The sequence below is a fragment of the Gemella sp. 27098_8_155 genome, assembly GCF_041433725.1.
GTDB lineage: Bacteria > Bacillota > Bacilli > Staphylococcales > Gemellaceae > Gemella > Gemella haemolysans_D.
Map to the genome: position 1 here is coordinate 44,163 of NZ_JAPWCA010000004.1, position 25,778 is coordinate 69,940.

General features: G+C 33.9%; 38 protein-coding genes and 1 other annotated feature. Of the genes, 1 reads left to right on the plus strand and 37 read right to left on the minus strand.

Features of this window, described 5'->3' with window-relative positions:
* Window positions 1-75: 75 nt before the first annotated feature.
* The 10 genes from O5Y44_RS02800 to O5Y44_RS02845 form a co-directional block, all read right to left on the minus strand.
* Entirely contained in the window at window positions 76-969 is an 894-nt protein-coding gene (locus O5Y44_RS02800; RefSeq protein WP_371465491.1) for an ATP-binding cassette domain-containing protein, read from the minus strand.
* Window positions 969-1,835, minus strand: coding sequence for an ABC transporter ATP-binding protein (locus O5Y44_RS02805; RefSeq protein WP_371465492.1), 867 nt, complete (start codon window positions 1,833-1,835; stop codon window positions 969-971). The genes O5Y44_RS02800 and O5Y44_RS02805 overlap by 1 nt, the downstream gene beginning before the upstream one ends.
* A 1-nt stretch (window position 1,836) precedes the next feature.
* On the minus strand, window positions 1,837-2,661 hold the full coding sequence (locus O5Y44_RS02810) for an ABC transporter permease (RefSeq protein ID WP_371465493.1): 825 nt from the start codon (window positions 2,659-2,661) through the stop codon (window positions 1,837-1,839).
* 1 nt (window position 2,662) lies between these two features.
* Window positions 2,663-3,619 carry an ABC transporter permease gene (locus O5Y44_RS02815; protein WP_371465494.1) on the minus strand — a complete coding sequence of 319 codons (957 nt, stop codon included), beginning with the start codon at window positions 3,617-3,619 and terminating at the stop codon, window positions 2,663-2,665.
* Between the two features lie 195 nt (window positions 3,620-3,814).
* Window positions 3,815-5,374, minus strand: coding sequence for an ABC transporter substrate-binding protein (locus O5Y44_RS02820; protein ID WP_371465495.1), 1,560 nt, complete (start codon window positions 5,372-5,374; stop codon window positions 3,815-3,817).
* 321 nt (window positions 5,375-5,695) lie between these two features.
* The gene (locus O5Y44_RS02825; RefSeq protein WP_271987243.1) at window positions 5,696-6,859 is read right to left on the minus strand and encodes a 5-methyltetrahydropteroyltriglutamate--homocysteine S-methyltransferase; all 1,164 of its coding nucleotides are present in this window, start codon (window positions 6,857-6,859) and stop codon (window positions 5,696-5,698) included.
* Window positions 6,860-6,911: 52 nt separating this feature from the next.
* Window positions 6,912-7,283, minus strand: coding sequence for a GFA family protein (locus O5Y44_RS02830; RefSeq protein WP_271987244.1), 372 nt, complete (start codon window positions 7,281-7,283; stop codon window positions 6,912-6,914).
* A gap of 217 nt (window positions 7,284-7,500) precedes the next feature.
* Window positions 7,501-8,241, minus strand: coding sequence for a cyclase family protein (locus tag O5Y44_RS02835; protein ID WP_271987245.1), 741 nt, complete (start codon window positions 8,239-8,241; stop codon window positions 7,501-7,503).
* Between the two features lie 95 nt (window positions 8,242-8,336).
* Window positions 8,337-8,587, minus strand: a binding site (T-box leader).
* A 262-nt stretch (window positions 8,588-8,849) separates the two neighbouring features.
* Window positions 8,850-9,320 carry a threonine/serine exporter family protein gene (locus tag O5Y44_RS02840; protein ID WP_271987246.1) on the minus strand — a complete coding sequence of 157 codons (471 nt, stop codon included), beginning with the start codon at window positions 9,318-9,320 and terminating at the stop codon, window positions 8,850-8,852.
* Window positions 9,320-10,090, minus strand: a complete 771-nt coding sequence (locus O5Y44_RS02845) for a threonine/serine exporter family protein (RefSeq protein WP_003147646.1) — start codon at window positions 10,088-10,090, stop codon at window positions 9,320-9,322. Before O5Y44_RS02845 ends, O5Y44_RS02840 begins: the two co-directional genes overlap by 1 nt.
* Window positions 10,091-10,567: 477 nt before the next feature.
* Between O5Y44_RS02845 and O5Y44_RS02850 the strand changes: the two genes are divergently transcribed.
* The gene (locus O5Y44_RS02850) at window positions 10,568-12,073 is read left to right on the plus strand and encodes a C69 family dipeptidase (protein ID WP_371465497.1); all 1,506 of its coding nucleotides are present in this window, start codon (window positions 10,568-10,570) and stop codon (window positions 12,071-12,073) included.
* 899 nt (window positions 12,074-12,972) lie between these two features.
* Here the strand turns inward: O5Y44_RS02850 and rplQ are convergent.
* The 27 genes from rplQ to rplD form a co-directional block, all read right to left on the minus strand.
* Entirely contained in the window at window positions 12,973-13,341 is a 369-nt protein-coding gene (gene rplQ, locus O5Y44_RS02855; RefSeq protein WP_003144119.1) for a 50S ribosomal protein L17, read from the minus strand.
* A gap of 21 nt (window positions 13,342-13,362) precedes the next feature.
* Window positions 13,363-14,304 carry a DNA-directed RNA polymerase subunit alpha gene (locus O5Y44_RS02860; RefSeq protein ID WP_271987248.1) on the minus strand — a complete coding sequence of 314 codons (942 nt, stop codon included), beginning with the start codon at window positions 14,302-14,304 and terminating at the stop codon, window positions 13,363-13,365.
* Between the two features lie 35 nt (window positions 14,305-14,339).
* Window positions 14,340-14,729, minus strand: a complete 390-nt coding sequence (gene rpsK, locus O5Y44_RS02865) for a 30S ribosomal protein S11 (protein WP_003144405.1) — start codon at window positions 14,727-14,729, stop codon at window positions 14,340-14,342.
* 25 nt (window positions 14,730-14,754) lie between these two features.
* The gene (rpsM, locus tag O5Y44_RS02870) at window positions 14,755-15,120 is read right to left on the minus strand and encodes a 30S ribosomal protein S13 (protein ID WP_003147638.1); all 366 of its coding nucleotides are present in this window, start codon (window positions 15,118-15,120) and stop codon (window positions 14,755-14,757) included.
* Window positions 15,121-15,142: 22 nt separating this feature from the next.
* Window positions 15,143-15,256 (minus strand): 50S ribosomal protein L36, encoded by a 114-nt coding sequence (rpmJ, locus tag O5Y44_RS02875; RefSeq protein WP_003144208.1) that lies wholly within the window; start codon window positions 15,254-15,256, stop codon window positions 15,143-15,145.
* A 26-nt stretch (window positions 15,257-15,282) separates the two neighbouring features.
* Window positions 15,283-15,498, minus strand: a complete 216-nt coding sequence (gene infA / locus O5Y44_RS02880; protein WP_003144387.1) for a translation initiation factor IF-1 — start codon at window positions 15,496-15,498, stop codon at window positions 15,283-15,285.
* A 15-nt stretch (window positions 15,499-15,513) separates the two neighbouring features.
* On the minus strand, window positions 15,514-16,167 hold the full coding sequence (locus O5Y44_RS02885) for an adenylate kinase (protein ID WP_271987297.1): 654 nt from the start codon (window positions 16,165-16,167) through the stop codon (window positions 15,514-15,516).
* Between the two features lie 5 nt (window positions 16,168-16,172).
* A complete protein-coding gene (secY, locus tag O5Y44_RS02890; RefSeq protein WP_271987249.1) occupies window positions 16,173-17,477 on the minus strand; it encodes a preprotein translocase subunit SecY in 1,305 nt (434 codons plus the stop codon).
* A gap of 3 nt (window positions 17,478-17,480) precedes the next feature.
* Window positions 17,481-17,921, minus strand: coding sequence for a 50S ribosomal protein L15 (rplO, locus tag O5Y44_RS02895; protein WP_271987250.1), 441 nt, complete (start codon window positions 17,919-17,921; stop codon window positions 17,481-17,483).
* A gap of 31 nt (window positions 17,922-17,952) precedes the next feature.
* Entirely contained in the window at window positions 17,953-18,129 is a 177-nt protein-coding gene (gene rpmD / locus O5Y44_RS02900; RefSeq protein WP_003144406.1) for a 50S ribosomal protein L30, read from the minus strand.
* A 16-nt stretch (window positions 18,130-18,145) separates the two neighbouring features.
* Window positions 18,146-18,643: a 30S ribosomal protein S5 gene (rpsE, locus tag O5Y44_RS02905; RefSeq protein ID WP_003144191.1), complete on the minus strand. Its 498-nt coding sequence runs from the start codon at window positions 18,641-18,643 to the stop codon at window positions 18,146-18,148.
* A gap of 20 nt (window positions 18,644-18,663) precedes the next feature.
* Entirely contained in the window at window positions 18,664-19,020 is a 357-nt protein-coding gene (gene rplR / locus O5Y44_RS02910) for a 50S ribosomal protein L18 (protein WP_003147634.1), read from the minus strand.
* A gap of 27 nt (window positions 19,021-19,047) precedes the next feature.
* Window positions 19,048-19,584: a 50S ribosomal protein L6 gene (gene rplF / locus O5Y44_RS02915; RefSeq protein WP_371465498.1), complete on the minus strand. Its 537-nt coding sequence runs from the start codon at window positions 19,582-19,584 to the stop codon at window positions 19,048-19,050.
* Window positions 19,585-19,607: 23 nt separating this feature from the next.
* Complete coding sequence (gene rpsH / locus O5Y44_RS02920) at window positions 19,608-20,003, minus strand: 30S ribosomal protein S8 (protein WP_204641669.1); 396 nt, start codon at window positions 20,001-20,003, stop codon at window positions 19,608-19,610.
* A 32-nt stretch (window positions 20,004-20,035) separates the two neighbouring features.
* Window positions 20,036-20,305: a 30S ribosomal protein S14 gene (gene rpsN / locus O5Y44_RS02925; RefSeq protein WP_003144337.1), complete on the minus strand. Its 270-nt coding sequence runs from the start codon at window positions 20,303-20,305 to the stop codon at window positions 20,036-20,038.
* A gap of 21 nt (window positions 20,306-20,326) precedes the next feature.
* Window positions 20,327-20,866, minus strand: a complete 540-nt coding sequence (rplE, locus tag O5Y44_RS02930) for a 50S ribosomal protein L5 (protein WP_003144426.1) — start codon at window positions 20,864-20,866, stop codon at window positions 20,327-20,329.
* A 31-nt stretch (window positions 20,867-20,897) separates the two neighbouring features.
* Window positions 20,898-21,203 carry a 50S ribosomal protein L24 gene (rplX, locus tag O5Y44_RS02935; protein ID WP_003144415.1) on the minus strand — a complete coding sequence of 102 codons (306 nt, stop codon included), beginning with the start codon at window positions 21,201-21,203 and terminating at the stop codon, window positions 20,898-20,900.
* Window positions 21,204-21,241: 38 nt separating this feature from the next.
* On the minus strand, window positions 21,242-21,610 hold the full coding sequence (gene rplN / locus O5Y44_RS02940) for a 50S ribosomal protein L14 (protein ID WP_003144098.1): 369 nt from the start codon (window positions 21,608-21,610) through the stop codon (window positions 21,242-21,244).
* 39 nt (window positions 21,611-21,649) lie between these two features.
* Window positions 21,650-21,913 (minus strand): 30S ribosomal protein S17, encoded by a 264-nt coding sequence (gene rpsQ / locus O5Y44_RS02945; protein WP_003144356.1) that lies wholly within the window; start codon window positions 21,911-21,913, stop codon window positions 21,650-21,652.
* Window positions 21,914-21,928: 15 nt separating this feature from the next.
* A complete protein-coding gene (rpmC, locus tag O5Y44_RS02950) occupies window positions 21,929-22,138 on the minus strand; it encodes a 50S ribosomal protein L29 (RefSeq protein WP_003147630.1) in 210 nt (69 codons plus the stop codon).
* Window positions 22,138-22,563 (minus strand): 50S ribosomal protein L16, encoded by a 426-nt coding sequence (gene rplP, locus O5Y44_RS02955; RefSeq protein WP_003147629.1) that lies wholly within the window; start codon window positions 22,561-22,563, stop codon window positions 22,138-22,140. Before rplP ends, rpmC begins: the two co-directional genes overlap by 1 nt.
* A 3-nt stretch (window positions 22,564-22,566) precedes the next feature.
* Entirely contained in the window at window positions 22,567-23,220 is a 654-nt protein-coding gene (rpsC, locus tag O5Y44_RS02960) for a 30S ribosomal protein S3 (RefSeq protein ID WP_003144348.1), read from the minus strand.
* Between the two features lie 51 nt (window positions 23,221-23,271).
* On the minus strand, window positions 23,272-23,607 hold the full coding sequence (rplV, locus tag O5Y44_RS02965; protein ID WP_003144105.1) for a 50S ribosomal protein L22: 336 nt from the start codon (window positions 23,605-23,607) through the stop codon (window positions 23,272-23,274).
* A 34-nt stretch (window positions 23,608-23,641) separates the two neighbouring features.
* Window positions 23,642-23,920, minus strand: coding sequence for a 30S ribosomal protein S19 (rpsS, locus tag O5Y44_RS02970; RefSeq protein WP_003144310.1), 279 nt, complete (start codon window positions 23,918-23,920; stop codon window positions 23,642-23,644).
* A gap of 87 nt (window positions 23,921-24,007) precedes the next feature.
* Entirely contained in the window at window positions 24,008-24,838 is an 831-nt protein-coding gene (rplB, locus tag O5Y44_RS02975) for a 50S ribosomal protein L2 (protein WP_003144367.1), read from the minus strand.
* Window positions 24,839-24,873: 35 nt separating this feature from the next.
* Entirely contained in the window at window positions 24,874-25,155 is a 282-nt protein-coding gene (rplW, locus tag O5Y44_RS02980; protein WP_003144216.1) for a 50S ribosomal protein L23, read from the minus strand.
* Window positions 25,155-25,778 carry a 50S ribosomal protein L4 gene (rplD, locus tag O5Y44_RS02985; protein ID WP_003147625.1) on the minus strand — a complete coding sequence of 208 codons (624 nt, stop codon included), beginning with the start codon at window positions 25,776-25,778 and terminating at the stop codon, window positions 25,155-25,157. The genes rplW and rplD overlap by 1 nt, the downstream gene beginning before the upstream one ends.

Consider the following 25,778-nt stretch of genomic DNA (forward strand, 5'->3'; position numbering starts at 1 on the left):
TCTCTTTTAAATAATTTGAAAAAATACCAACCTCAAGAGCTAGATCTTCTAATCTTTGAGATTGGTATTTAAATTTTATTTTAATACAAAGTGTCCTTCTTCAACTTCTTCGAATTTTTCAGTACCAGTTATTACTATTTCCTCTGCACTAACTTCGAATTCTTCGAACATCTTTCTAGCTCTTATCGGATCAATAATCGGCATAGAACTTAGCAGACGTTTTGTATAAACGTGCTGTGGATTTTTCATAATTTGTGCTGTTGCTCCTAATTCTACTAGATTACCTCTATACATTACAGCTATTCTATCTGCGATATACTCTACTACACCTAGGTTATGTGAGATGAATAAATATGTTAGAGAGAATTTTTTTTGTAAATCTTTTAATAAATTAATTACTTGTGCTTGTGTTGAAGCATCTAAAGCTGAAGTTGGTTCATCGCATAAAATGAAATCTGGTCTTGTTACAACTGCACGAGCAATACCGATACGTTGACGTTGCCCTCCACTAAAAGCATTTGATAATTTTAACGCATCCTCATTAGAAATCCCTACAAACTCTAGTATTTCTAACGCTTTTTTCTTCGCTGTTTCTTTATCCTCTTTATGTAAAGCTTCCATAACTATATCTAAAGCACTCATTCGCGGATTTAGCGATGAATAAGGATCTTGGAATATAATTTGCATCTTGCTATATACTTCTGTAAGTTCTTTTTTTGACATTTTTGTTAAAGACTTTTCATTACCTTCCACAAAAACTTCCCCTGATGTGAATGGATCAATATTTAAAATCCCCTTACCTAGAGTAGTCTTTCCACTTCCAGATTCACCTACTACAGCTAGAGTCTCAGCTTTATAAATATCTAAACTAATATCATTAACAGCTATAGTTTCTTTGACTTCTTTGCCCATTCCTTTAGATTTATAAACTTTTCGTACATTTTTTAGTTTTAAATACTCTTTACTCATTACTCCACCTCTTTCAGATACTCATGAGTATCGCTAAGTTTTTGCCAAGTATAGTGTTTGTCGTCTTCCTTATAATCAACAGTCAGAAGTTCATTATTAGTATTTTCTAATCTTGCCGCTGCAAGAAGTTGTTTTGTATATGGGTGTTGTGCATTGCTGAAGATTTCTTCAACATTTCCTTTTTCGACAACTCTACCTCTATACATAATATATACATAGTCACACATTCCAGCTATTACACCAAAGTCATGGCTAACTAGTGCAACACTAAGTTCTGTTTCTTTTTGTAATTTTTTAATAAGAGATAAAATCTGTGCTTGAACCGTAACGTCTAAAGCTGTTGTTGGTTCATCTGCTACCAATAACTTAGGATTAGCAAGTAATGCCATAGCTATTAGTATTCTTTGACGCATACCACCTGATAATTCATGTGGATATTGCTCCATTCTAAGCGGTGCATTAAGAATTCCTACTTTTTCAAGTTGCTCTATTGCTAATTTTTTTGCTTCTTCTTTAGACTTATTTTGGAATCTTTCTATTACTTCTATTAAGTGAAAACCAATTGTTCTAACTGGATCTAGTGAGGTCATAGGGTTTTGGAAAATCATAGAGATTGGTAACTTTTCACCCTTCTTAACTTCCTTTTCATCAAAGATAAACTTATCATTTTTATCAAAAATATTGTTAGGAAGAATAGACATTATGCTACGCATCAGAATACTTTTTCCACTACCTGATTCACCAACAACACCAGTGATATGACCTTTTCTAAAATTAATATCGATACCGTGTATTAACTGTTTATCTACTTCTTTATTTGGTTTATAATTAACCGTTAGATTTTTTAATTCTACTATGTTTGTCATACTATTCTCCCTCCTTTTGAATATATTTTGTAAGTAAGTTACCAATATTATTGAATGAATAAATTGTTAACATTACAAATAATCCAGGGATGATAGCCATATGAGGAGCACGTTGTAGACTTTGTTGTGCATTTTGTAGCAATGTTCCCCAAGAAGTCATAGGCTGTTGAATACCAAGACCTAAGAAACTAAGCGCCGCTTCTGTCATTATTGCGTTAGCTATTGAGGCACTTGCCGCTACTACTAAAGTTGGTATTATAGCTGGAATAATATGTTTCTTTAAGATAGAGATAGTTTTTACACCACTAAATCTACTATATACTACATAATCATATTCTTTTGCCGATAGAGTTTCAGCGCGAACTAATCTCGCAAGACGCATCCAAGAAAAACATCCTATTACTATAATTATTGAATCAATTCCTGGTTTTAAAAATACACTAAGTACAATTACTAATACTAACCATGGAATAGATGATAATACATCAACTAAACGCATAAGTAAAGTATCAACAACTCCACCAACATAACCTGCGATAAGTCCTACTATCGTTCCAATTGTTACGGCAGTCACCATCGCCAGTAATCCTACTATAAGAGAAATACGACCTCCATATATTACACGAATGAAGTAATCACGACCTACCTCATCCGTTCCGAATAAATGTTGTAAACTCGGTGATTGAGATAGATTCGCTACATCAGTAGCCGCTGGATCTATAGGAAGTAAAGGTGCTATTAATGATACAAACACTAATATCACAATAAAAATAAGTGAAAAAATATAGATTTTTGAACTTTTAGCTATTTTAATAAATCTTTTCATCTTACTTACCTCCTCTTCTAATTCTAGGATCTACTATTGAGTAAAGTATGTCTGAAATTAAATTACCTACTATTACTAATGTAGCTGACAGTAACATTACCGCCATTATTATAGGGTAATCTAATGCTCTAGTTGCTTGTGTGATATATGGTCCGATTCCTGGCCAACTAAATACTGTTTCTGTAATAATTGCTCCAGTTACTAACATCGGCAGTGACATACCCACTTGAGTTATTACGGGTATTAGCACGTTTTTTATAATGTGCCTTGTGAAAATTTGAGTTTTTGTCGCTTGAAAAGCTTGTTGAACCACTACATACTCTTCATTTGTTTGACTTAAAGCTGAAGACCTTACATAACGTGTAAGTTCTGCAAAGAATACAATTGTTAATGTTAGATAAGGCATAATAAAGTGTGATAAGAAATCACCAAAATCGTCCTCTTTACCAATTGTGTGCATCCCTATTATTGGGAATAAGTTTAATTGATATCCTAAAACATAGATGAATATCATCGCTATCCAAAATGATGGAGTAGCTATTCCAAGTGAAGCTACAGCATCGATAAGTTTATCTTGCCACTTACCTTTATTTGCAGCCCCTAATAATCCTAGTACTATTGCAATCACTAATGCTGTTACATATGCAGGTAATACTAATGATATCGTATTAGGTATTTTCGCTAGAATTTCCTCTCCTACACTATTGTGAGTTACTAATGAGTGACCGAAATTTCCACTCAATATTTGTCCTAACCAATCCACATACTGAATTAAGAATGGTTTATTAAGTCCACTTTGCTCACGAAGAATATTAATTTCTTCTTGTGACATATTCGACGTTATCTGTGCATCGATAGCATCATATGGTGCTAAATGTATTAAAGTAAATACTATAAACGATATTACTAAAAGTAATGGTACTGCTTGTAATATACGTTTCAAAATATATCGAATCATACAATCTCCTTAAAATTTTAATTACTATATTTTTATGAAATTCATTTATAATTTATCACAAGTCTTTTTGATATAAATTATAAATTAACATTCCCCTTAAAACTAATAAAGCGAGGGAGATACTATAAAATCTTATTATAAATAGGATTTTATCGTACTCCCCCTCACACTATATTTTATTTTCCACTACTATTACTATTTAAGAGTAATTTTTGATAAATCATCAAATGTGTAGATTGGTACTAACTTAGCATCGTTAACATTTTCAACACGTTTGTTAACCGCTAAGATTTTTTGATTATCTACGATTGGGTATAGGTATGCTTGGTTAGCAATTTCTTGTTGAAGGTTTTTGTACACTTCTTTACGTTTAGCTTCATCTAATTCAGCTGCACCTTGTTTGAATAATCCATCAATCTTTTCACTTCTATATTGGAAGTAATTTGAAGTACCATTTGATCCAAATAGCTTAGAGTATAAATCAGGATCGTTACCCATGATATATCCACCTAAGAATAAGTTGTAAGCTTTAGAACCAGGTTTTCTTAACTCTGTAAAGATAGCTGTCTCATCTCCACCACGTAGCTCAACATTAATTCCTACTGCTTGTAATTGTTGTTGGATGAATGTTGCTTGGATAGTATTTGCAGCATCGTTACTTGCATATCCTAAATTAAGTTTCAAGTTAGAAACTCCAGCTTCTTTTAATAGTGATTTTGCTTTTTCAACATTTTGAGTATATTTCTCTACATCATCAGTATGGAATGGATTTTTCGGTGGTAAGAATGAATAAGGGTTTTGGTAGTATTTGCTATCTAAGTAAGCCGCTTTATTCATATCTTCTTTGTTTAATGCGTATAAAATAGCTTGTCTAACTTTAACATCTTTTAATTCATCTGTGTTTGTGTTTAGTCCTAAGTATCCGATACGGTTTTCACTGTAAGGATAAGTATCGATGTTTTTAGAATCTAAATCTTTAATTGCAGCAGGTAATACATATGCTGCATCTACCTCACCTTTTTGTAATGCTACTTTTGTAGTATCAGCACTCTTAATAATACGTAGTACTACATTTTTAACTTTTGGCTTACCATTGTAATAATTTTCATTCGCTTCAAATTTAATATATTCTCCACGTTTGTTTTCTACCAGTTTGTATGGTCCAGTTCCTACTGGTGTTTCTTTTAATTCTTTAACCGAGAAGTCAGATACATTTCCATAAACGTGTTTTGGAATAATGTAAGTTTCATTCGCAATGTTATTTGCCGCAGCTGCACTTGGTTCTGGGAACTTAAATACTACTGTGTAGTCATCTACTTTCTCAATAGTTATCGGTTTGTCACCAATCCATAAGTTTTTAAAGTTTCCATTTTCTTTTTTAGCTTTTGTTTGATAAGTGAAAACTACGTCATCTGCTGTGAATTTTTGTCCATCAGACCATTTTACGTCTTTTCTTAAGTTAACTTTTAAGCTAAGACCATCTTTTGCAAGTTCAGTAGATTCTGCTAAGGCATATTCTTTTGAACCATCCCCATTAACTTTGATTAATGGTGAGTAAATAATATTAGTCATTGTTAATCCCCAACGGTCACTTACCTTGATTGGGTTAGTTGATGATGGATCATCACTAATAGCATACGTGAAAGTATCTTTATCTTGAGAAGTGGTAATTGTGTTTTGCGTTTTTGAACTACATGCTGTTACAACACTCATTACTAACGCTAGTGCTCCTATAAACAATTTGTTCTTTTTCATTCTTTTTTCCTCCTTGATTTTAAGTCCTATTTTTCAAACTATGAAATATTTTGGTTACCCCTATTTAATAATGGTTAAATACATTTGCCTATTTGGCAGCGAGAGACTTACTTTGCTACTCATGTATTGATTAAATAGATTATATTTTATAATATGAAATATAAAACCAGATATTACTTATACATTGAACGAATGAAATCAATGCTAGTTTAGTTTACTGTATTATCGATAAAAAAGTCAATTTATGTGCTTACCTTTATCATTTACTTTAATTATATAATTCTATTTATTTAGTATACTTGAAATAATACTAAAATATTATTAATTTTCTGATCCCCAAACTTCTTCTACTATTTCTTTGATTAGACCAATTTTTTTCCATTGATCTTCTTCAGTAATCACATTTCCTTCTTCAGTAGAAGCGAAGCCACATTGAGTACTTAAGTAGATATTTTCTAATGGTACATATTCACTAGCTTCTTTAATTCTTGCGATTACTTCTTCTTTATCTTCTAAATCTGCAAATTTAGATGTAATTAATCCTAAAACAACTTTTTTATCTTTTCCAACTTTTGCTAGTGGCTTGAAATCTCCTGCACGATCTGTATCGTATTCTAAGTAGTACGCATCTACGTTTTCTCCAGCAAGTAACTCGTCTTCAACATTTTGGTATCCACCTTGAGAAATCCATTTAGAAGCGAAGTTACCACGACAAACGTGCGTATTAATCGCTAAATCCTCAGGTTTACCTTCAATTACTTCATTGTTAAGAGCTAGGCAACGTGCTGCATATTCTCTACGAACTTCTTCTAGAGGACGTGCGTCACGAAAACGATTCGCAAATCCATCATCAGCTAATGCTCCCCAAGTACAATCGTCAAATTGTAATACACGTAATCCTTCGTTGTAAAGGTCTGCGATTACTTGTTTATAAGCTGCTACAATAGCATCTTTTAATTCTTCGAATGTTGGATAGAATTTTTCGTATCCTTTGATGTGATCTTCTGTACGAATTAATTCAAAGTATAATTGTGATGGTGATGGAATTGTTAATTTTACAGTTACACCTTCTTTATCAGCTACCAAGTCTCTTAAGAATTTGTAGTGAGCTACAAATGGATGATTTTCCCCACTAATTTTCCCTGATACTTTTGCTGTATCTGGTTTAGTTTCAATTCCTTTAAATGGATATCCTTTTTCTCCTTGAACATGTTCTACACCGTTAAGTCCCCAGAAGAAATCAAGGTGCCAGTATGCACGACGAAACTCCCCATCAGTTACTCCTTTTAATCCATTTGCAATTTGTTTTTCAACTAATTCTGTAATTGTTTTATCTTCTACTTTAGTTAATTCTTCTTGTGAAATTTCTCCTTTTGAGAATTTTTCACGAGCTTCTACTAGCTCTTTAGGTCTTAAAAATGACCCCACGTGATCTACTCTGTATGCTGCTCTTTCTACTACTTTATTTTGACATCCTTGACACATAATATTTTTTCTCCTTTTATCTAACTAATTTATTTTCTCTATCTTCTTAGATTTATTTATCAAGCAACCAAGAAAAGGCTGGATCCTGAAAAATATGACGTTTAGGAACAGTTTGTAAATTCTGATCGCATTCATCTACTGTACCTAATTTCAAAGCATAGACTTCTGGTATATTTTCTTGAACAGTGAAAATTTGACTATGACAGTTCTGGCAGTAATAACGCTGTTTCCCTGGAGAAGAACTATAGGAAACAAGATTTTCTTTTCCATGTAATACTAGCTTTTTACTGCTAACTTTAGCATTAACTGTATAGGCAGACGCAGTTGCTTTCCGACAAATTGAGCAGTGACAAAAAACTAATTCCGATAATTCCTCATCTAGAGTGTAGGTCACTGCTTTACATAAACAAGATCCTTTAAGCATTATGTATGCTCCTTTTTACTACTTTATTTTGACATCCTTGACACATAATATTTTTTCTCCTTTTGTTTAACTGATTTATTTTCTCTTTTTGTTTTATTCTTCTGACTTTATTATTTTGACTTTATTATAAACTTCTAGTAACTTTTCTCTTCAAACTTTTCTTCTTTTCTAATACATATTTTTTCTCATAAACTAAAACTTTTTTATAAAGACCGTACTATTCATCTTCTGGTAGTATCGCTACTACTCTTACTGGTGATCCAGTTGCTTCTGTCCAGTTTGGATAAGCAATTGAAATTAACGCTCCAGTTGCAGGCACTTGATCAAGATTTGCTAAAACTTCGATTTGATAAATATCTTGTTCTAGTAAGTAATACTCTTGAATTAGTCCTTCCGCAGCTGCTGTAACTCCTGAGTCAGTATCTAGAGTTTCATGTCCGACAGCTTTAACTTTTCTTTCTTTAATTAAGAATTCTAATGCATCTCTTCCCCAACCTGGAGTGTGTTGAACATCATTTTCGTCTAGATTTCTAATTTCATCATAGCTAGGCCAACGTTTAGACCAATCACTTCTGAATGCTACGAATGATTCTGGTAATATTTCACCATGCTTAGCTTCAAAATCAAGGATATCTTGTTTAGAAATTACATAGTCATTATTTTCTGCTACTTCTTTACTTTTATCAATTACGTATAAAGGTAATAGTAAATCTTTAAGTTCAATTTCATCTAACCAACGTCCACCTTCTACGAAGTGAATTGGGGCATCAATATGTGTTCCATATTGACCTACTACTGAGAATTTTTGAACATAAAATCCATCTTTTAAAGTAAAGACATTTTCTTTTTCTAGTGCAGGAAGTGCAGGAAACTTAGGTGAATTTTCATCAATCTTGTGGCTTAAGTTCACCCATTTTTTGTTTTTTAAAGTTTTGTAAATATTTAGTAATTCTGACATGTTACTTTCCTCCGAAATTTTATATTATTTTGTAAGTTAAGTATCCTTGTGATTATTTTGAGAAATAAAAAAGTCCTCACAGAAGCTTATGCTTCTGCAAGGACGTCTATAATTTACGTGTTACCACCTTACTTTATGATATTCTCACAAATATCAACTCAAAAAGTACGTATCAATATATATTGATATTATACCCTGAAGCTATAACGGGCTCACCCGTAAAGGCCTAATTATTCGACCATTACCACTCAAAGACCATTTTCAAAGTTTCCAATACGATCTCTTTTCACCAACCGAGACTCTCTTTACCATCTTTCACTCTTACTTATCTTTTCATCGTGTGAATCATTAACTTGATACTAAGTATATCAGTAAATTTTTCATGTGTCAACAGTTTTTTTGAAAAAATTGTGTATTTTCTCTTGAAAACTTTTTGTAATTGTATAAAATTGTCGGAAAATAAAGGATAATTTCTGATTATTTAAAATTTACTATCCCTCTTTATTTAAGCACTCAGTATTGTAAAATATAGATTTCTGATTTCTTAATCATTGAAGTATAAAAGACATAATAATAAATTTTTTAATTAATTATTATGTCTAATTTTTTTATTTATGTTTTTTCTGTAATAATGGGTTTAATACTACCCTGAAAATTGAATCCGCGATTATTATTCCTACTGCAAGTCCCACTGCACCATAAAAACTATTTAAGAAGATTTTAGCAGAGTTTCCATATTCGTCTAATAATAATGTTCTAAATGCATCGTAAATAGTAACCCCTGGTACTACTGGAACCAGTCCAGGTACGAAGTATACTGTTAAAGGATTTTTAAATTTAATCGCACAGATTTGACTTATATTTGCTAGAAGTAGTGAACACACCAAACTCGACATGAATACACTTTGACCATGACTCCACATTTCCCAATATCCACACCAACCTATTGCACCAATTACACCACCTGTAGCTAAAGTTTTCTTCGGAACATCACAAACAATAGCAAATGAAACTGATGATATAAAACTAAAAACGAAGTGATATAGTAATAATAAAGCATGACTTAATACTGCCATCATTATAATGCACCTCCTAACAATCTAACAAGATAATAAACTGTTACAATTCCCGCACCTAGTGCAAAAGCTACACAGAATGTTTCTATAAAACGAATTGTTCCAGAAATAAATTGTTTGGCTATAATATCTCTCATGGAGTTCGTTATTGTAATACCGGGTACAAGTGGTACTACAGCCCCTATCATAGCTAATCTTAAAGACTGACCATTCAACAATGCAAATCCTAAATAACCTGCCACTCCTCCAGCAAAGGTGCTTATATATTCTGAAATGAATGGAGCTTTTAAATACCCTATAACTTTTACATATACATAAAATGCTACTGCTCCAGCTATACTCCCAGGAATTACATCCCAAAAACTTCCCTCGAATATCAATACAATACTTCCGCTAAGAATTCCTGAACAAAGAACTTTAAACCAATTTTTTATCGGACTCTTTTCTTCTTGCACTCTTTTTAGTGCATCATACATATCTAGTAAGCTGATCTGTCCTGATGTATATGCTCTAGATAGTGTATTGACCGCTGTTGTCTTTGTTAAATTATACGTTCTATCATTAACTCTTCTGAAATCAGTCCCCAGCCCTTCTATTCTAATAAAAATACCTGTTAAGGTAACGTGTGTATAATATTCATCCGTTCTAACTTCTCCTACACCTTTTCTAATAATTCTCTCCAGTGTATCCTCTGTTCTATAAACTTCAGCGCCATTTTCCATTAGGATTTTTCCCGCAAGTAAGGCTGTTTTCATTAATAATTTCTCATACATCTCTTTTTCCCAATTAAGATCAGCAAGATAGTCAAAATAAAAAAACTATATATTATTACACAGTTTTAATAAATATCGTTTTTAGGATTATCTGTACTACTTTCTAATCTCCCAACCTTTCTTAAATCGTTACCATGGTTATTATATCATAAATATTGTAATAAAAATATACTTTTTATAATTTTATTCTTCTATTTTTTCATCTTCAATAATTTTTATTTTTTATAATGTTTTTAATTTGTTATTATTCTTTTTCCTTTTAATAAAATCTTTATTTTCTTTAAATAAATTATTTTTTTACGATATCTTCTCATATCGCTTGAATAAAATATTTATAAGTACTACAATAAAATTAAAGAATATTTCATGTAAGGGGGAAATATTATGAAAATTATATTTTTAAAAACTCTACGAGAATAAACATTTTTACACGTCATATATAAAATCAATTATTTACAAATTAGGAGGAGAATTATTATGGGATGTACAACTATTCTTGTAGGAAAAAATGCTAGTTACGACGGTTCAACTATGGTGGCTCGTACTGAGGACTCACCATCAGGAGTGTTTAGATCAAAAAAATTCATAAACGTAAGTCCAGAGGAACAACCTCGTAAATATAAATCTGTTATTTCAAAAGTAGAAATCGAATTACCTAATAATCCGGTACGTTATACTGCAGTACCTAATGCTATATTAGATAATGGTATTTGGGGACAATGTGGTGCTAATGAATACAATGTTTCAATGAGTGCTACTGAAACTATTACATCTAATGAACGTGTTCTTGGAGCTGATCCATTAGTAGAATATAAAGCAGCTATTGGTAAACCAGGAGACGATGATTATGTACCTGAACAAGTAGGTGGTATCGGTGAAGAGGATATTTATACAATAGTAATGCCATATATTGCAACCGCACGTGAAGGTGTTACATTTTTAGAGAAACTATTAGAAAAATATGGTACTTATGAAATGAACGGAATTGCGTTTCAAGATGAAGATGAGATTTGGTGGTTTGAAACTATAGGTGGACATCATTGGATGGCACGTCGCGTTCCTGATGATAGTTATGTAATTATGCCAAACCAACTTGGTATCGATAAATTTGATTTTGAAGATGCTTTTGGAGCGAAAAAAGAATATATGTGTTCTGAAGATTTAAAAGAATTTGTTGATAAATATCACCTAGACTTATCAATCGATGGAAACTTTAATCCACGTCATGCTTTTGGTAGCCGTAGTGATGCCGACCATACATACAATACGCCACGTGCTTGGATACTTCAACGCTATTTCAATCCAACATCTAACTCTTATGATGGTATAAATGCTGACTATCGCCCAGATTCTGATAATTTACCTTGGGCTAGAGTACCAGAGAAAAAAATAACTGTTGAAGATATTAAATATGGATTATCTCACCACTATCAAGGAACTGAATATGATTCATATTCTAAAAACATTAATTCTGTTAAAAAAGGAACTTTACGTCCAATCGGTATAAATCGTACTAACTTCTTAGGATTAGTTCAAATAAGACCATATATGCCTGATGAACTTAAATCTATTCAATGGCTAGCTGTTGGTTCTTGTGTGTTTAATGCAATAGTTCCATTCTACACTAACATTAATCGCACACCTGAATACCTAGCTAATACAACTAACCAAGTAACAACTGAAAACTTCTACTGGACTAATCGCTTAATTGCAGCTCTTTGTGATGCTCATTTTGCTGATACTGCTTCACATATTGAACGTTATCAATTAAAAGTTCAATCACAATCAAGAGAACTTCTTAATAAATATGATGAAGAGTTTGTAGAAACTAAAGTTTCTAAAGAAGCCGCTAAAGATTATCTAGAAAAAGCTAACGATAAAATTGCTAAAGAACTTAAAGTTCAAACAGATGATTTATTAGATAAAGCGTTATTTACAGCAAGCTGTAATATGAGAAATAAATTCGCAAGATCTGATGCGTAATTATAAAGAAGAACCATATGGTATTTTCCATATGGTTCTTTAGTTTTACATTGTTTATCTGAAAAACAAGTATTCAGTACTTATTTTGCACGTAATGATTTCTACGAATCGAAGATTCTAGAAATCTCAACGACGCGCGCAGTAGACGTACTTTGCACGTAAGATATACTTTCCATAGTGTCCTGATTTCAATTTGTCAATTCGCAGTGGTTGTCAGCCAATCACTCATTTCATTTGTTCTCAGTAGAAATATACCTATCATTTCATCGTTTCACTCTTCATTCTTGGTATTTCCTTGTTTAGCTTTCTTCTAACCTTCTTTCGATTCTTCTCAAGAAGCCAAGAATAAACCTATTGGGACAACTGTGCGTATTTTGCACGTAATGATTTTTACGAATCGAAGATTCTAAAAATCTTAACACTGCCTCGCAGTCTTGACTATGAGTTAATCGTTAAATTTCACAAATCCAAAGGATGCAGAGAAATTTTATCGAGTAACTTATGCAACAATAACTCTAATCATCAGGAGCAAAGCGACTAAGATGATTAATAGTTATCACTGCTACTTTTATTCGTCTCTTCGTTCCTCTAAAAGTAAGTCTTCGTTGCGTACTTTGTACCTAACGTTTTATGCAATTCGAAGAATTGCTAAAACGAAAGGTACAAAGCAAAAAAAGACTACCTTGCCTGGTAATCTTTTAAAGTATAATTAGATTTAATTTTTAAAGGGACAAAAGGGTATCCTAGCAGAAGCTAGGATACGTTAGAGCTAGACGACGTAGCCTTTTCCTACGCATTTCAAGCACTCTTTTGCCAAAAAAATTAGTTTAAATTCTTGTTGTATGTGTTGTTTAGTTGTGTGTGTATGTAGTATGTTATTGTTGTATGAAAAATTTTTATTAAACTAATTCTATAATAGCTGTTTCTGCACCATCACCTTTACGTGGTCCAACACGTAGAATACGAGTGTATCCACCGTTACGGTCTGCATATTTAGGTGCTACTTCTTCAAATAATTTTTTAAGAGCTAATTGACTCTTACCTTCTTCAGTTGCTACTGCAACAGGTTGGATGAATTTAGCTGCATTACGTCTTGCTGCTAGATCACCTTTTTTACCTAATGTAATCATTTTTTCTGCTAATGAACGAACTTCTTTCGCTCTTGTAACAGTTGTTTCAATTCTACCGTGTACTAGTAGAGCAGTTACTAAGTTTCTTAACATCGCTTTACGGTGAGCTGATGTACGTCCTAATTTTCTGTAACCCATTAGTGTGCCTCCTTGTTAGTTTTATTCTTCTTTGAATCCTAGTTCTAACTCTTGAAGTTTAATTTTAACTTCTTCTAGAGATTTACGACCTAAGTTTCTTACTTTAATCATTTCTTGTTCTGTTTTGTTAGCTAATTCTTGTACTGTGTTAATTCCTGCACGTTTTAAGCAGTTGTAACTACGTACTGATAAGTCTAATTCTTCAATTGTCATTTCTAACATTTGAACTTTATTATCTTCTTCTTTAGCTACCAATATTTCAGCAGCTTTTGCTTCTTCAGACATTTCCATGAATAATTCTAAGTGTGAAATTAGAATTTTTGATGCTAATGCTAAAGCGTCGTTAGCTGTAATTGAACCATTAGTAGTAACATCTAAGATTAGTTTATCAAAGTCAGCACTTTGACCTACCCTAGTTTTTTCTACTGTATAGTTAACTTTTGATACTGGTGTATAAATTGAATCGATTGGAATAACTCCGATTGGTAAGTCACGTTTTTTGTTACCATCAGCTGGTACAAATCCACGTCCTTTTCCAACGTAAATAATCATTTCAAACTGTCCACCTTCTGATACTGTTGCAATGTGTTGATCAGTATTTACTACTTCGATATCAGAATCGATAGCGATGTCTGCTGCAGTAACAACTGCTGGACCTTTAACACTGATTGAAACTTGTTTTTCTTCTTCAGAATGAACTACAAACGCAATGTTTTTAACGTTCATAATGATTTCAGTAACATCTTCTACAACACCTTTAATTGCTTGGAATTCGTGTTGAACTCCCTCAATATCGATGCTTCTTGCTGCTGCTCCTGGTAATGATGAGATTAACATTCTTCTCAATGAATTACCTAATGTAGTTCCATATCCACGTTCAAGTGGTTCAACTACAAAGCGACCAAATCTTTTATCTGATGATTCTTCAATGATTTGAATTTTTGGTTTTTCTATTGCTAACATTATGTTAAACCTCCTAAATTTTGTCTATGTTATTATTATACACGACGACGTTTAGGTGGGCGACATCCATTGTGAGGAACTGGAGTTACGTCTTTGATTGATGTAACTTCTAATCCAGCAGATTGTAATGCACGAATTGCTGCTTCACGTCCTGCACCTGGACCTTTAACTGTTACATCTACATATTTCATTCCGTGTTCCATAGCTTGTTTAGCTGCTGCTTCACTTGCCATTTGTGCTGCGAATGGAGTAGATTTTCTAGAACCTTTGAATCCTAGCGCTCCTGCACTTGACCATGATACTGCATTACCATGTTCATCTGTAATTGTTACGATTGAGTTGTTGAATGTAGAACGAATGTGTGCAACACCATTTTGTATATTTTTTTTCACACGACGTTTACGTGATTGTTGTTTACGAGCCATAGTTGTGTTTCTCCTCCTATCCTAATTATTTTTTCTTGTTCGCAACTGTTTTCTTAGGACCTTTACGAGTACGAGAGTTGTTCTTAGTATTTTGCCCTCTTACTGGTAGTCCACGACGGTGACGGATTCCTCTGTAACATCCGATTTCCATTAGACGTTTGATGTTTAATGAAACTTCACGACGTAAGTCACCTTCTGTTTTGTAGTTATCTACGATTTCACGAATTTTATCTAGTTGTTCACCTGTTAAGTCTTTAACTCTCACATCTTCAGAAACTCCAGCTTCTTTTAAGATTTTTTGAGAAGTTTTTAAACCTATACCATATACATAAGTTAGTGATATAACAACGCGTTTTTCACGCGGAATATCGACTCCTGCTATACGTGCCATTAAGTTTGCACCTCCTAATTAATTATCCTTGTTTTTGTTTATGTTTTGCGTTTTCGCAAATCACTAATACTTTACCACCACGACGAATTACTTTACATTTGTCACAGATTTTTTTTACTGATGGTCTTACTTTCATCGTTATTTCCTCCTTGAGTTTATAACTTACTTGAATCTATAAGTTATTCTACCTTTTGTCAGGTCATACGGACTCATTTCTACTGTAACTTTATCACCTGGTAAAATTCTTATATAATTCATTCTGATTTTTCCAGAAACATGAGCTAAAATAATATGACCATTTTCTAATTCTACTTTAAACATTGCATTCGGCAAGTTTTCTACTACTAAACCTTCTACTTCAATGACATCTTTTGCCATACTTTTCCTCCCTGACTATTTCAGTTTATCTAATATATTTTGTACGTCTTGGAAAACTACTTTGATGTCTTGGTCACCATTAATATTTTCAACTACACCTTCTTTTTGACTATAAAAGTCTAATAACGGTTTTGTTTGTTTAATATTAACTTCTAAGCGATTTCCAACTGTTTCTTCGTTGTCATCACTTCTTTGGTACAGTTCACCACCATCATTATCACAAACACCTTCAACTTTTGGAGGGTTGAAAATCAAGTGATAAGTGTTTCCACATTGTTTACAGATTCTTCTACCTGTTAAACGAGGTAACAGAATAGCTGGATCTACATCGATGTTTAATACTTTATCGATTTTTCTATTAGTTTTTGCTAAAATTTGATCAAGGGCTTCAGCTTGTTCTACTGTTCTTGGAAAACCGTCAAGTAAAAAGCCTTCTTTTGCATCTTCTTGATTCAATCTTTCTTCAACTAATCCTATAGTTACACTGTCAGGAACAAGTTGTCCTTTATCAATATAACTTTTTGCTTCTTTTCCAAGCGGAGTCTCATTTTTAATAGCAGCTCTAAACATATCTCCAGTTGAAATATGCGGAATTGGATAATTCGCTTTAATTTGCTCTGCTTGAGTACCTTTACCCGCTCCTGGTAATCCCATTAAAATAATATTCATCATAATTATTTACCACCTTTTCGTCCTGTAATGAAACTTCTATAGTTCTTCTCTGTTAATTGAGTATTAAGTTGTTTAACTGTCTCTAGCGCTACACTGACAACAATTATTAAACTTGTACCACCAATTTGAACAGATGCTGGTAATTTTGCAATGCTGGTGAATATTGTCGGAAGAACCGAAACAGCTGCTAGGAATATTGAACCTACAAACGTTAGTCTGTATAAAATACCTGTAATGTATTGTTCAGTTTTTTTACCTGGTCTAACCCCTGGAACAAAACTTCCTTGTTTTCTTAAATTATCAGCCATTTTTTCTGGGTTAACTTGAACCATTACATAGAAGTAACAGAACGCAATAATTAATACTACGTATAATGTTAATCCTAGAACATGACTGAAATCGAAATATGATACAATTCTTTGTAACTTTTCGTTATTAGGTGCGAATATCGCAATAGTTCTAGGTAATTGTAAGAATGCGATAGCGAAGATTACTGGGATAACCCCTGCACTATTCACTTTTAGAGGCAAGTAAGTTGATCTTGCTCCTAACATTCTACGACCTGCTCTCGCTTGAGAGTATTGAATAGGAATTTTACGGTTTGCTTCTTGTATATATACTACAGCAGCAACGATACCTATTACAATAATTGCTACAATAACAATTTTTAAAATTGCTAATGTTAAGTTCTCAGCATCTTTAATTTGAGATTCATAAACTTGTATGAATTCCATTGGTAAACGAGCAATAATACCCGCTAAGATAATGATAGATACACCATTACCAACACCATATTGAGATATCTGATCACCAATCCATAGTAATAATGCTGTACCAGCTGTTAATACTACGGCTACTGTAATGAATCCTAGAATTGAAGTATCTTTAATTAATCCTTGATAAGCATTATTAAATCCATAAGACATAATAAGCGATTGGATAAATGCTAAGATAATTGCTAAGACTCTTGTTAGTTTTTGAGTTTTTTTATGTCCAACTTCACCTTGTTTAGACCACTCTGTTAATGAAGGAATAACATCCATTTGCATAAGTTGAATTACGATAGACGCTGTAATGTAGGGCATAATACCCATAGCGAATACAGAAAACTGTTGTAAAGCTCCTCCTGCAAATGTGTTAAATATTCCGAATAATCCAGATGCGTCTTGGTTTTTTAGGACGTCTGCATCTACCCCAGGTACCGGTAAATAAGAACCGATACGGAATAATAATATACCAAATAGGGTAAATAAGATTTTGTTACGAGTTTCTTTAACTTTAAATAAATTTAGTGATGCACTAAACATATATTATAGCACCTCGCAAACTCCTCCAGCTGCTTCGATAGCTTCTTTTGCTGAAGATGAGAATTTGTGAGCTTGTACAGTTAATTTTTTCTCTAATTTACCGTTAGCTAATACTTTAACACCTGAAAGTTCTTTTTTAATAACTTTAGTATCTAATAATAGAGCAGGTGATACTACAGTACCATCTTCAAATTTGTTTAAGTCGTTAAGATTTACAACTGCAAATTCTTTTCTATTTACATTGTTAAATCCACGTTTTGGAATACGTCTGAATAATGGGTTTTGTCCACCTTCAAATCCTGGGCGAACTCCACCACCACTACGTGCTTTTTGTCCTTTTTGACCACGTCCTGAAGTTTTACCATTTCCTGATCCAATCCCACGACCTACTCTGTTACGCTCTTTACGAGAACCTTCAACTGGTTGTAATTCATGTAATTTCATTTAGACTAGCACCTCCTTGTATTAATAATTCTTATTTTTCTTCTACTGTTACTAAGTGTGAAACTTTGTTAATCATACCACGAATCGCAGCGTTGTCTTTGTGTTCAACTGTTTGGTGCATTTTTTTAAGACCAAGAGCTTCAACTACTTTTCTTTGATTCTTTGGACGACCAATAGTACTACGAGTTAGGGTTACTTTTAATGTCATGTTCTTTTCCCTCCTCTTATCCTAATAATTCTTCCACAGATTTACCACGTAAAGCTGCTACGTGTTCAACTGTTTGTAATCTTGTTAATCCTTCGATTGTAGCACGAACCATGTTTACTGGTGTGTTTGAACCTAGAGATTTTGATAAGATATTTGAAATACCTGATAATTCTAATACGGCACGAACTGGTCCACCAGCGATAACCCCTGTACCAGGTGCAGCTGGTTTGATTAATACTGAACCTGCTCCAAATTGCCCGATGATTTCGTGAGGTATTGTTCCGTTAACTACTGGTACAGTAATTAAGTTGTGTTTTGCAGCTTCAACTGCTTTTCTGATTGCATCTGGTACCTCTTGAGCTTTACCAGTACCAAATCCTACGCGACCATTTTTGTCACCTACTACTACTAAAGCAGAGAAACGGAAACGACGTCCACCTTTAACAACTTTAGCTACACGACGAATGGCAACTACGCGTTCTTCAAATTCTTTTTTGATTTCTTCTTGACGCATCTACTTATTTCCCTCCTTTATTAGAATACAAGTCCGTTTTCACGTGCTGCTTCAGCTAATGCTTTAACACGTCCGTGATATAGGTATCCTCCACGGTCGAAAACAACTTTTTCAATTCCTTTAGTTTTAGCTACTTCTGCGATTAATTTTCCAACTTCTTTAGCTGCTTCTACACTTGATTTAGAAACATTTTCAAGTTTTAATGAAGAAGCTGATGCTAATGTAACACCTTTAGTGTCATCAATAATTTGTGCGTAAATGTTTGTGTTTGAACGGTATACGTTTAAACGTGGAACTTCTGTAGTTCCTTGAACTTTAACACGTACTCTTGCGTGTCTTTTTTTACGAACTTTATTTTTATCAAGTTTCGTAATCATATTTGAAACACTCCTTTCTGTTATCTATTATTTACCAGTTTTTCCTTCTTTACGGCGAACATATTCACCAACGTAGCGAATACCTTTACCTTTGTAAGGTTCTGGAGGACGTACTGCACGAACTTTAGCTGCGTATTGTCCTACTACTTCTTTGTTAATACCTTCGATACTAACTTTAGTGTTTCCTTCAACACCTAATTTAATTCCATCGATTTCTTCGAATTCAACTGGGTGAGAGTATCCAACACTTAGTACTAATTTTTTACCTTGCATTTGAGCACGGTATCCAACCCCGATTAATTCAAGTTCTTTTTTGAATCCAGTTGATACACCTTCAATCATGTTTGCTAAGATAGCACGAGTTGTTCCGTGTACTGTACGGTGACGTTTTGAGTCAGATGGACGTACTACTGTGATTTCACTTCCTTCAATGTTGAAAGTCATGTCTTTATCAAATTGTTGTTTTAATTCACCTTTAGGTCCTTTAACTGTTGCGAAGTTATCAACGATGCTAACTTCAACCCCTGCAGGTACTGTAATAACTTTATTACCTATACGTGACATTTAATTGGCACCTCCTTATAATATTACCAGATGTAAGCTAATACTTCTCCACCTGTGTTATTTTTACGAGCAACTTTATCAGTTACAACTCCAGTTGAAGTTGATACGATTGCTATTCCTAGTCCGTTTAATACTCTTGGCAGTTCATCTGCTTTAGCGTATACACGTAAACCAGGTTTTGAAATTCTTTTAATTCCTTTAATTACTCTTTCACCTTTTGAGTATTTAAGAGTAAGTTTAAGTTTTCCTTGTTTGTTATCTTCGATGTATTCTACATCATTGATGAAACCTTCTTGTTTTAAGATTTCTGCAATTTGCTTTTTAATATTTGACGCAGGTAATTCTAATGTTTCGTGTTTAACCATGTTAGCATTACGAATACGTGTTAGCATATCTGCGATAGGATCTGTCATTGTCATTAGGATAAATCCTCCTTTCTTCTACTAATATATTACCAACTTGCTTTTTTAACTCCAGGAATTTGTCCTTTGTAAGCTAATTCACGGAATTTAATACGGCTGATTCCAAATTTTCCAATGTATCCGTGAGGACGTCCAGTTATGCTACAACGATTGTGTAAACGAGCTGGAGCTGAGTTTTTTGGAAGTTTGCTAAGTCCAATGTAATCACCTTTAGCTTTTAATTCCGCTCTTTTAGCTGCATACTTGTCAACTAATTTTTGGCGTTTTAATTCACGCTCTACCATTGCTTTTTTAGCCATGTGTCTTTTACCTCACCTTTCTTATTTTGCGAATGGCATTCCACATTGTGTTAATAACTCACGAGCTTCTTCATCAGTGTTAGCTGTAGTTACTATAACGATGTCCATACCACGTACTTTACTTACTTTATCGTAATCAATTTCAGGGAAAATTAATTGTTCTTTAACACCTAGTGTGTAGTTACCACGACCATCGAATGCTTTTTTAGAAACACCGTGGAAGTCACGTACACGTGGAAGTGCTACAGTTACTAATTTGTCGAAGAATTCATACATTCTTTCTCCACGTAAAGTAACTTTAGCCCCGATAGGCATACCTTCACGAAGTCTGTAAGTAGCGATTGATTTTTTAGCTCTTGTTACTAATGGTTTTTGACCAGAAATTAAAGCTAATTCTGCTACTGCGTTGTCTAGGGCTTTAGAGTTTTGCACAGCATCACCTACACCCATGTTAATTACGATTTTTTCAATTTTTGGTACTTGCATTACACTGCTGTACTCAAATTTTGTCATTAATTCTTTTGTTATCTCAGATTTAAATTTATCTTCTAAACGAGCCATCTAAAATAGTGCCTCCTTTCTTCAACTATTATTATATTTCTTTTCCTGATTTTACTGCGATACGTACTTTCTTACCATCTTTTGTTTCGAAACGTACTCTTGTCGCTTTTCCAGTTTCAGGATCTTGTAACATTACGTTTGATACGTGAATTGCTGCTTCTTTTTCAACGATTCCACCTTGAGGTGCATCTTGAGAATTTTTAACGTGTTTTTTAATGATGTTAACACCTTCTACAACAACACGATCTTTTTTAGGTTGTGCTTCGATTACTGTACCAACTTTACCTTTGTCTTTACCAGTAATTACTACAACTTTATCACCTTTTTTAATGAACATTTCTTGTTAACCTCCTTCTTTACTGTACTTTTTTTATATTATAATACTTCTGGAGCTAGTGATACGATTTTCATGTAGTTACCGTCTCTTAATTCACGAGCAACTGGTCCGAAAATACGTGTACCACGTGGGCTCTTATCATCACGGATAATTACACAAGCATTTTCATCAAATTTAATATATGAACCGTCGTTACGACGAGCTCCTGTTTTTGTACGAACGATTACGGCTTTAACTACTTCACCTTTTTTAACAACTCCACCTGGTGTTGCTTTTTTAACAGAACATACAATTACGTCACCAATATTAGCAACTTTACGTCCTGAACCACCTAGAACTTTAATTGTTAAAACTTCTTTTGCTCCTGAGTTATCAGCCACTTTTAAGCGTGTTTCTTGTTGAATCATGCGCTTTTTGCCTCCTTCTTAGGGTTTATCCTAGTTTTATTAGATTATAACTGCTTCTTCTACTACTTCTACTAAACGGAAGTTTTTAGTTGCAGATAATGGACGAGTTTCCATTATTTTAACGATATCATTTAATTTAGCAACATTGTTTTCATCATGTGCTTTGAATTTTTTAGAATATTTTACACGTTTACCGTATAGAGGATGTTTTTTGTAAGTTTCTACTAAAACTGTGATTGTTTTGTCCATTTTATCAGAAACTACTTTTCCAACGTAAACTTTTCTATCATTTCTCTCAGTCATGTTTGCCTCCTATTATTATTTATTCGCTAATTCTCTTTCGCGAATAACAGTTTTCATACGAGCGATTGATTTTCTAACTTGACTAATACGAGCTGTATTTTCTAATTGACCAGTTGCCAATTGGAAGCGTAAGTTGAAAAGCTCTTCTTTTAATTCTTTGATTTTTGCTTCTAACTCTTGTGAAGTTAATTCTCTAATCATTGATTTGAATTCATTTGTTTTCATTATGCTTCACCACCTGTTTCTTCACGTTTTACAAATTTACATTTAACAGGTAACTTGTGAGATGCAAGTCTTAGAGCTTCACGTGCAACTTCTTCACTTACTCCAGCAACTTCGAACATCACTCTACCTGGTTTAACGATTGCAACCCATCCTTCTACTGCACCTTTACCAGATCCCATACGCACTTCTAATGGTTTTTTAGTGTAAGGCATGTGAGGGAAGATCTTAATCCAAACTTTACCACCACGTTTCATATAACGAGTCATCGCTATACGAGCAGCTTCTATTTGACGAGAAGTAACTCTTGCTGCAGTAGTCGCTTGTAATCCATATTCACCGAAATCTACTACGTTTCCGCCTTTAGATTTACCTTTTGTTGATTGTCTGTGTTGACGACGATATTTAACACGTTTAGGCATTAACATAAATTAGTTACCTCCTTTTTCAGATTTTCTAGTTGGTAATACTTCACCACGGTTAATCCAAACTTTAACTCCAAGTTTACCATAAGTTGTATCTGCTTCTTCGTGAGCGTAATCGATGTCTGCTCTTAATGTGTGTAGTGGCACTGAACCTTCTGAGTAGTGTTCTGCACGAGCGATATCTGCTCCACCAAGACGTCCTGATACTTGAGTTTTGATTCCTTTAGCTCCTGCTCTCATAGCTCTTTGGATAGCTTGTTTTTGAGCACGACGGAATGATACACGAGCTTCTAATTGACGAGCAATGTTTTCAGCTACTAATTTAGCGTCGATATCAACTTTTTTGATTTCAACTACATTAATGTGTACTCTTTTTCCAGTTAATTTGTTTAATTCTAATCTTAATTTATCGATTTCAGAACCACCTTTACCGATAACCATACCTGGTTTACCAGTGTGTACTGAAATGTTTACTTTCTTATCAAATCTTTCAATTTCTACTTTAGAAACTGAAGCGTCTTTTAATTGTTTACTGATGAACTCACGGATTTTGAAATCTTCGTGTAAGTTAGCAGCGAAATCTTTTTCCGCATACCATTTTGAATCCCAATCACGAATAACTCCAACACGTAAGCCTATTGGATGTACTTTTTGACCCACAGTTTGTAGCCTCCTTTAACTAGTTTAGCTTTTATAATTTCTTAATTTTTATTATTTGTTATCACTTAAAACGATAGTGATGTGACTTGTTCTTTTGTTGATTGAACTTGCAGCACCTTTTGCTCTTGGACGGAATCTTTTAAGAGTTGGTCCTTCATTTGCAAATGCTTGTGATACTACTAAGTCTTCTACATTCATTCCATAGTTGTGTTCAGCGTTAGCAGCAGCTGATTTAATAACTTTAGCTACTGGTAAAGAAGCTGATTTAGTTGTGAATTCTAAAATTCCTAATGCTTCGCCCACTTTTTTTCCACGTACTAAGTCTAATACTAGTCTTACTTTACGAGGAGCGATGCGGACTGTCTTAGCGATTGCTTTTGACTCCATGAATGTGCCTCCTTGATTTTACTAATTTCTATAATTATCTTCTTGTTTTTCTGTCGTCTGCTACGTGACCTTTGTAAGTTCTTGTTGGTGCAAACTCACCTAATTTGTGTCCTACCATATCTTCAGTCACATATACAGGTACATGTTTTCTTCCGTCATATACTGCAAAAGTAAGTCCTATGAATGTTGGGAAGATTGTTGAACGACGAGACCAAGTTTTAATTACTTGTTTCTTTTCTTGTTCGTTCATTTTTTCAACTTTTGCTAATAAGTGGTGATCAGCGAATGGTCCTTTTTTTAAACTACGAGCCATTGTGTTATCTCCTTTCCGATACTTTGCATACTTAAGGGTGTGGTAAAGAGCACTTGCTCCTCACCAACTAACCTTTGATTAATTTTATTATTTAGTTCTAGCACGTACGATAAATTTGTTTGAACGAGCTTTTTTAGAACGAGTTTTCTTACCAAGAGTAGGTTTACCCCATGGTGACATAGGTGATTTACGTCCGATTGAAGTACGTCCTTCACCACCACCGTGTGGGTGATCGTTCGGGTTCATAACAGATCCACGTACAGTTGGTCTTTTACCTAACCAACGAGTTCTACCGGCTTTACCGATATTTACTAGTCCGTGTTGTTCGTTACCAACTTCACCGATTGTTGCACGGCAAGTTGCTAAGATCATTCTTACTTCTCCTGATTTAAGACGTACTAATACGTATTTACCTTCTTTACCAAGTACTTGAGCACTTGCTCCAGCAGAACGTACTAATTGTCCACCTTTACCAGGTTTAAGTTCGATGTTGTGAATTAATGTCCCTACAGGGATGTTTGCTAGTGGTAATGCATTACCAACTTTAATATCAGCTGTTTCACCAGATACTAAGATTTGTCCTACTTTAAGTTCTTTAGGAGCGATGATGTATCTTTTTTCTCCATCTACATAGTGTAATAGAGCGATGTTCGCTGAACGGTTTGGATCGTACTCGATAGTAGCAACTTTTGCTGGTACGTTGTCTTTATTTCTCTTGAAGTCAATAATACGGTATTGTTTTTTGTGTCCTCCACCGTGGTGACGAACAGTAATTTTACCTTGGTTATTTCTTCCCGCTTTTTTCGGTAGCGGCGCTAATAATGACTTTTCTGGTTTGTTAGTTGTAATTTCTGCAAAATCTAATGATGTCATGTTACGACGACCGTTAGTTATAGCTTTATATACTTTAATTGCCATTTGTCATTTTTCCTCCTTAGTGGTATTTGTTATTCTTAAGCGAATAATCCTTCGATTGTTTGTCCTTCTGCTAACTTAACGATAGCTTTTCTACGTTTGTTAGTGTAACCACCGTATCTTCCAACACGACGGAATTTTGGTTTGTAGTTCATTACGTTTACTTTCTCAACTTTAACTCCGAAGATTTCTTCGATAGCTTGTTTAATTTGAGTTTTGTGAGCGCGTGTGTCTACTAGGAAAGTGTATTTATTTTCTTGCATTAATAAATAACTTTTTTCAGTTAGTACTGGGCGTTTGATAATATCGCGTGCTTCCATTATGCTAATACCTCCCCAACTTTTTCTACTGCATCTTTAGTGAATACAACTTTGTTGCTTCCTAAGATATCTAATACGTTAAGACCAGTTGTTTCAACGAATTCAACTCCTGGAATATTTCTTCCTGATAAAACAGTATTTTCTTCTAGTTCAGTAACTACGAATAATACTTTTTTCTCTAGGCTAAGGTTTGATAACATTTCTTTAAAGTTTTTAGTTTTAATTGTATCAAATGATAAGCTTTCTAATGCAAATACTTCGTTAGCTGCTACTTTTGAAGATAAAGCAGAACGTAATGCTAAACGACGCATTTTACGTGGCATTTTGAAGCTGTAGCTACGTGGTGTAGGTCCGAATACAATTCCACCTCCACGCCATTGTGGTGAACGGATAGATCCTTGACGAGCACGACCTGTTCCTTTTTGACGCCATGGTTTGCGACCACCACCTGAAACTTCAGAACGTCCTTTTGTTTTGTGTGTACCTTGACGAAGTGATGCTCTTTGTAATGTTACAGCTTGGAATAAAACGTGTTGATTTGGTTCAATCCCGAATACTGCTTCACTAGCTTCAACTGCACCAACTTTAGTACCGTCTTGTTTAAATAAATCTAATTGTGGCAT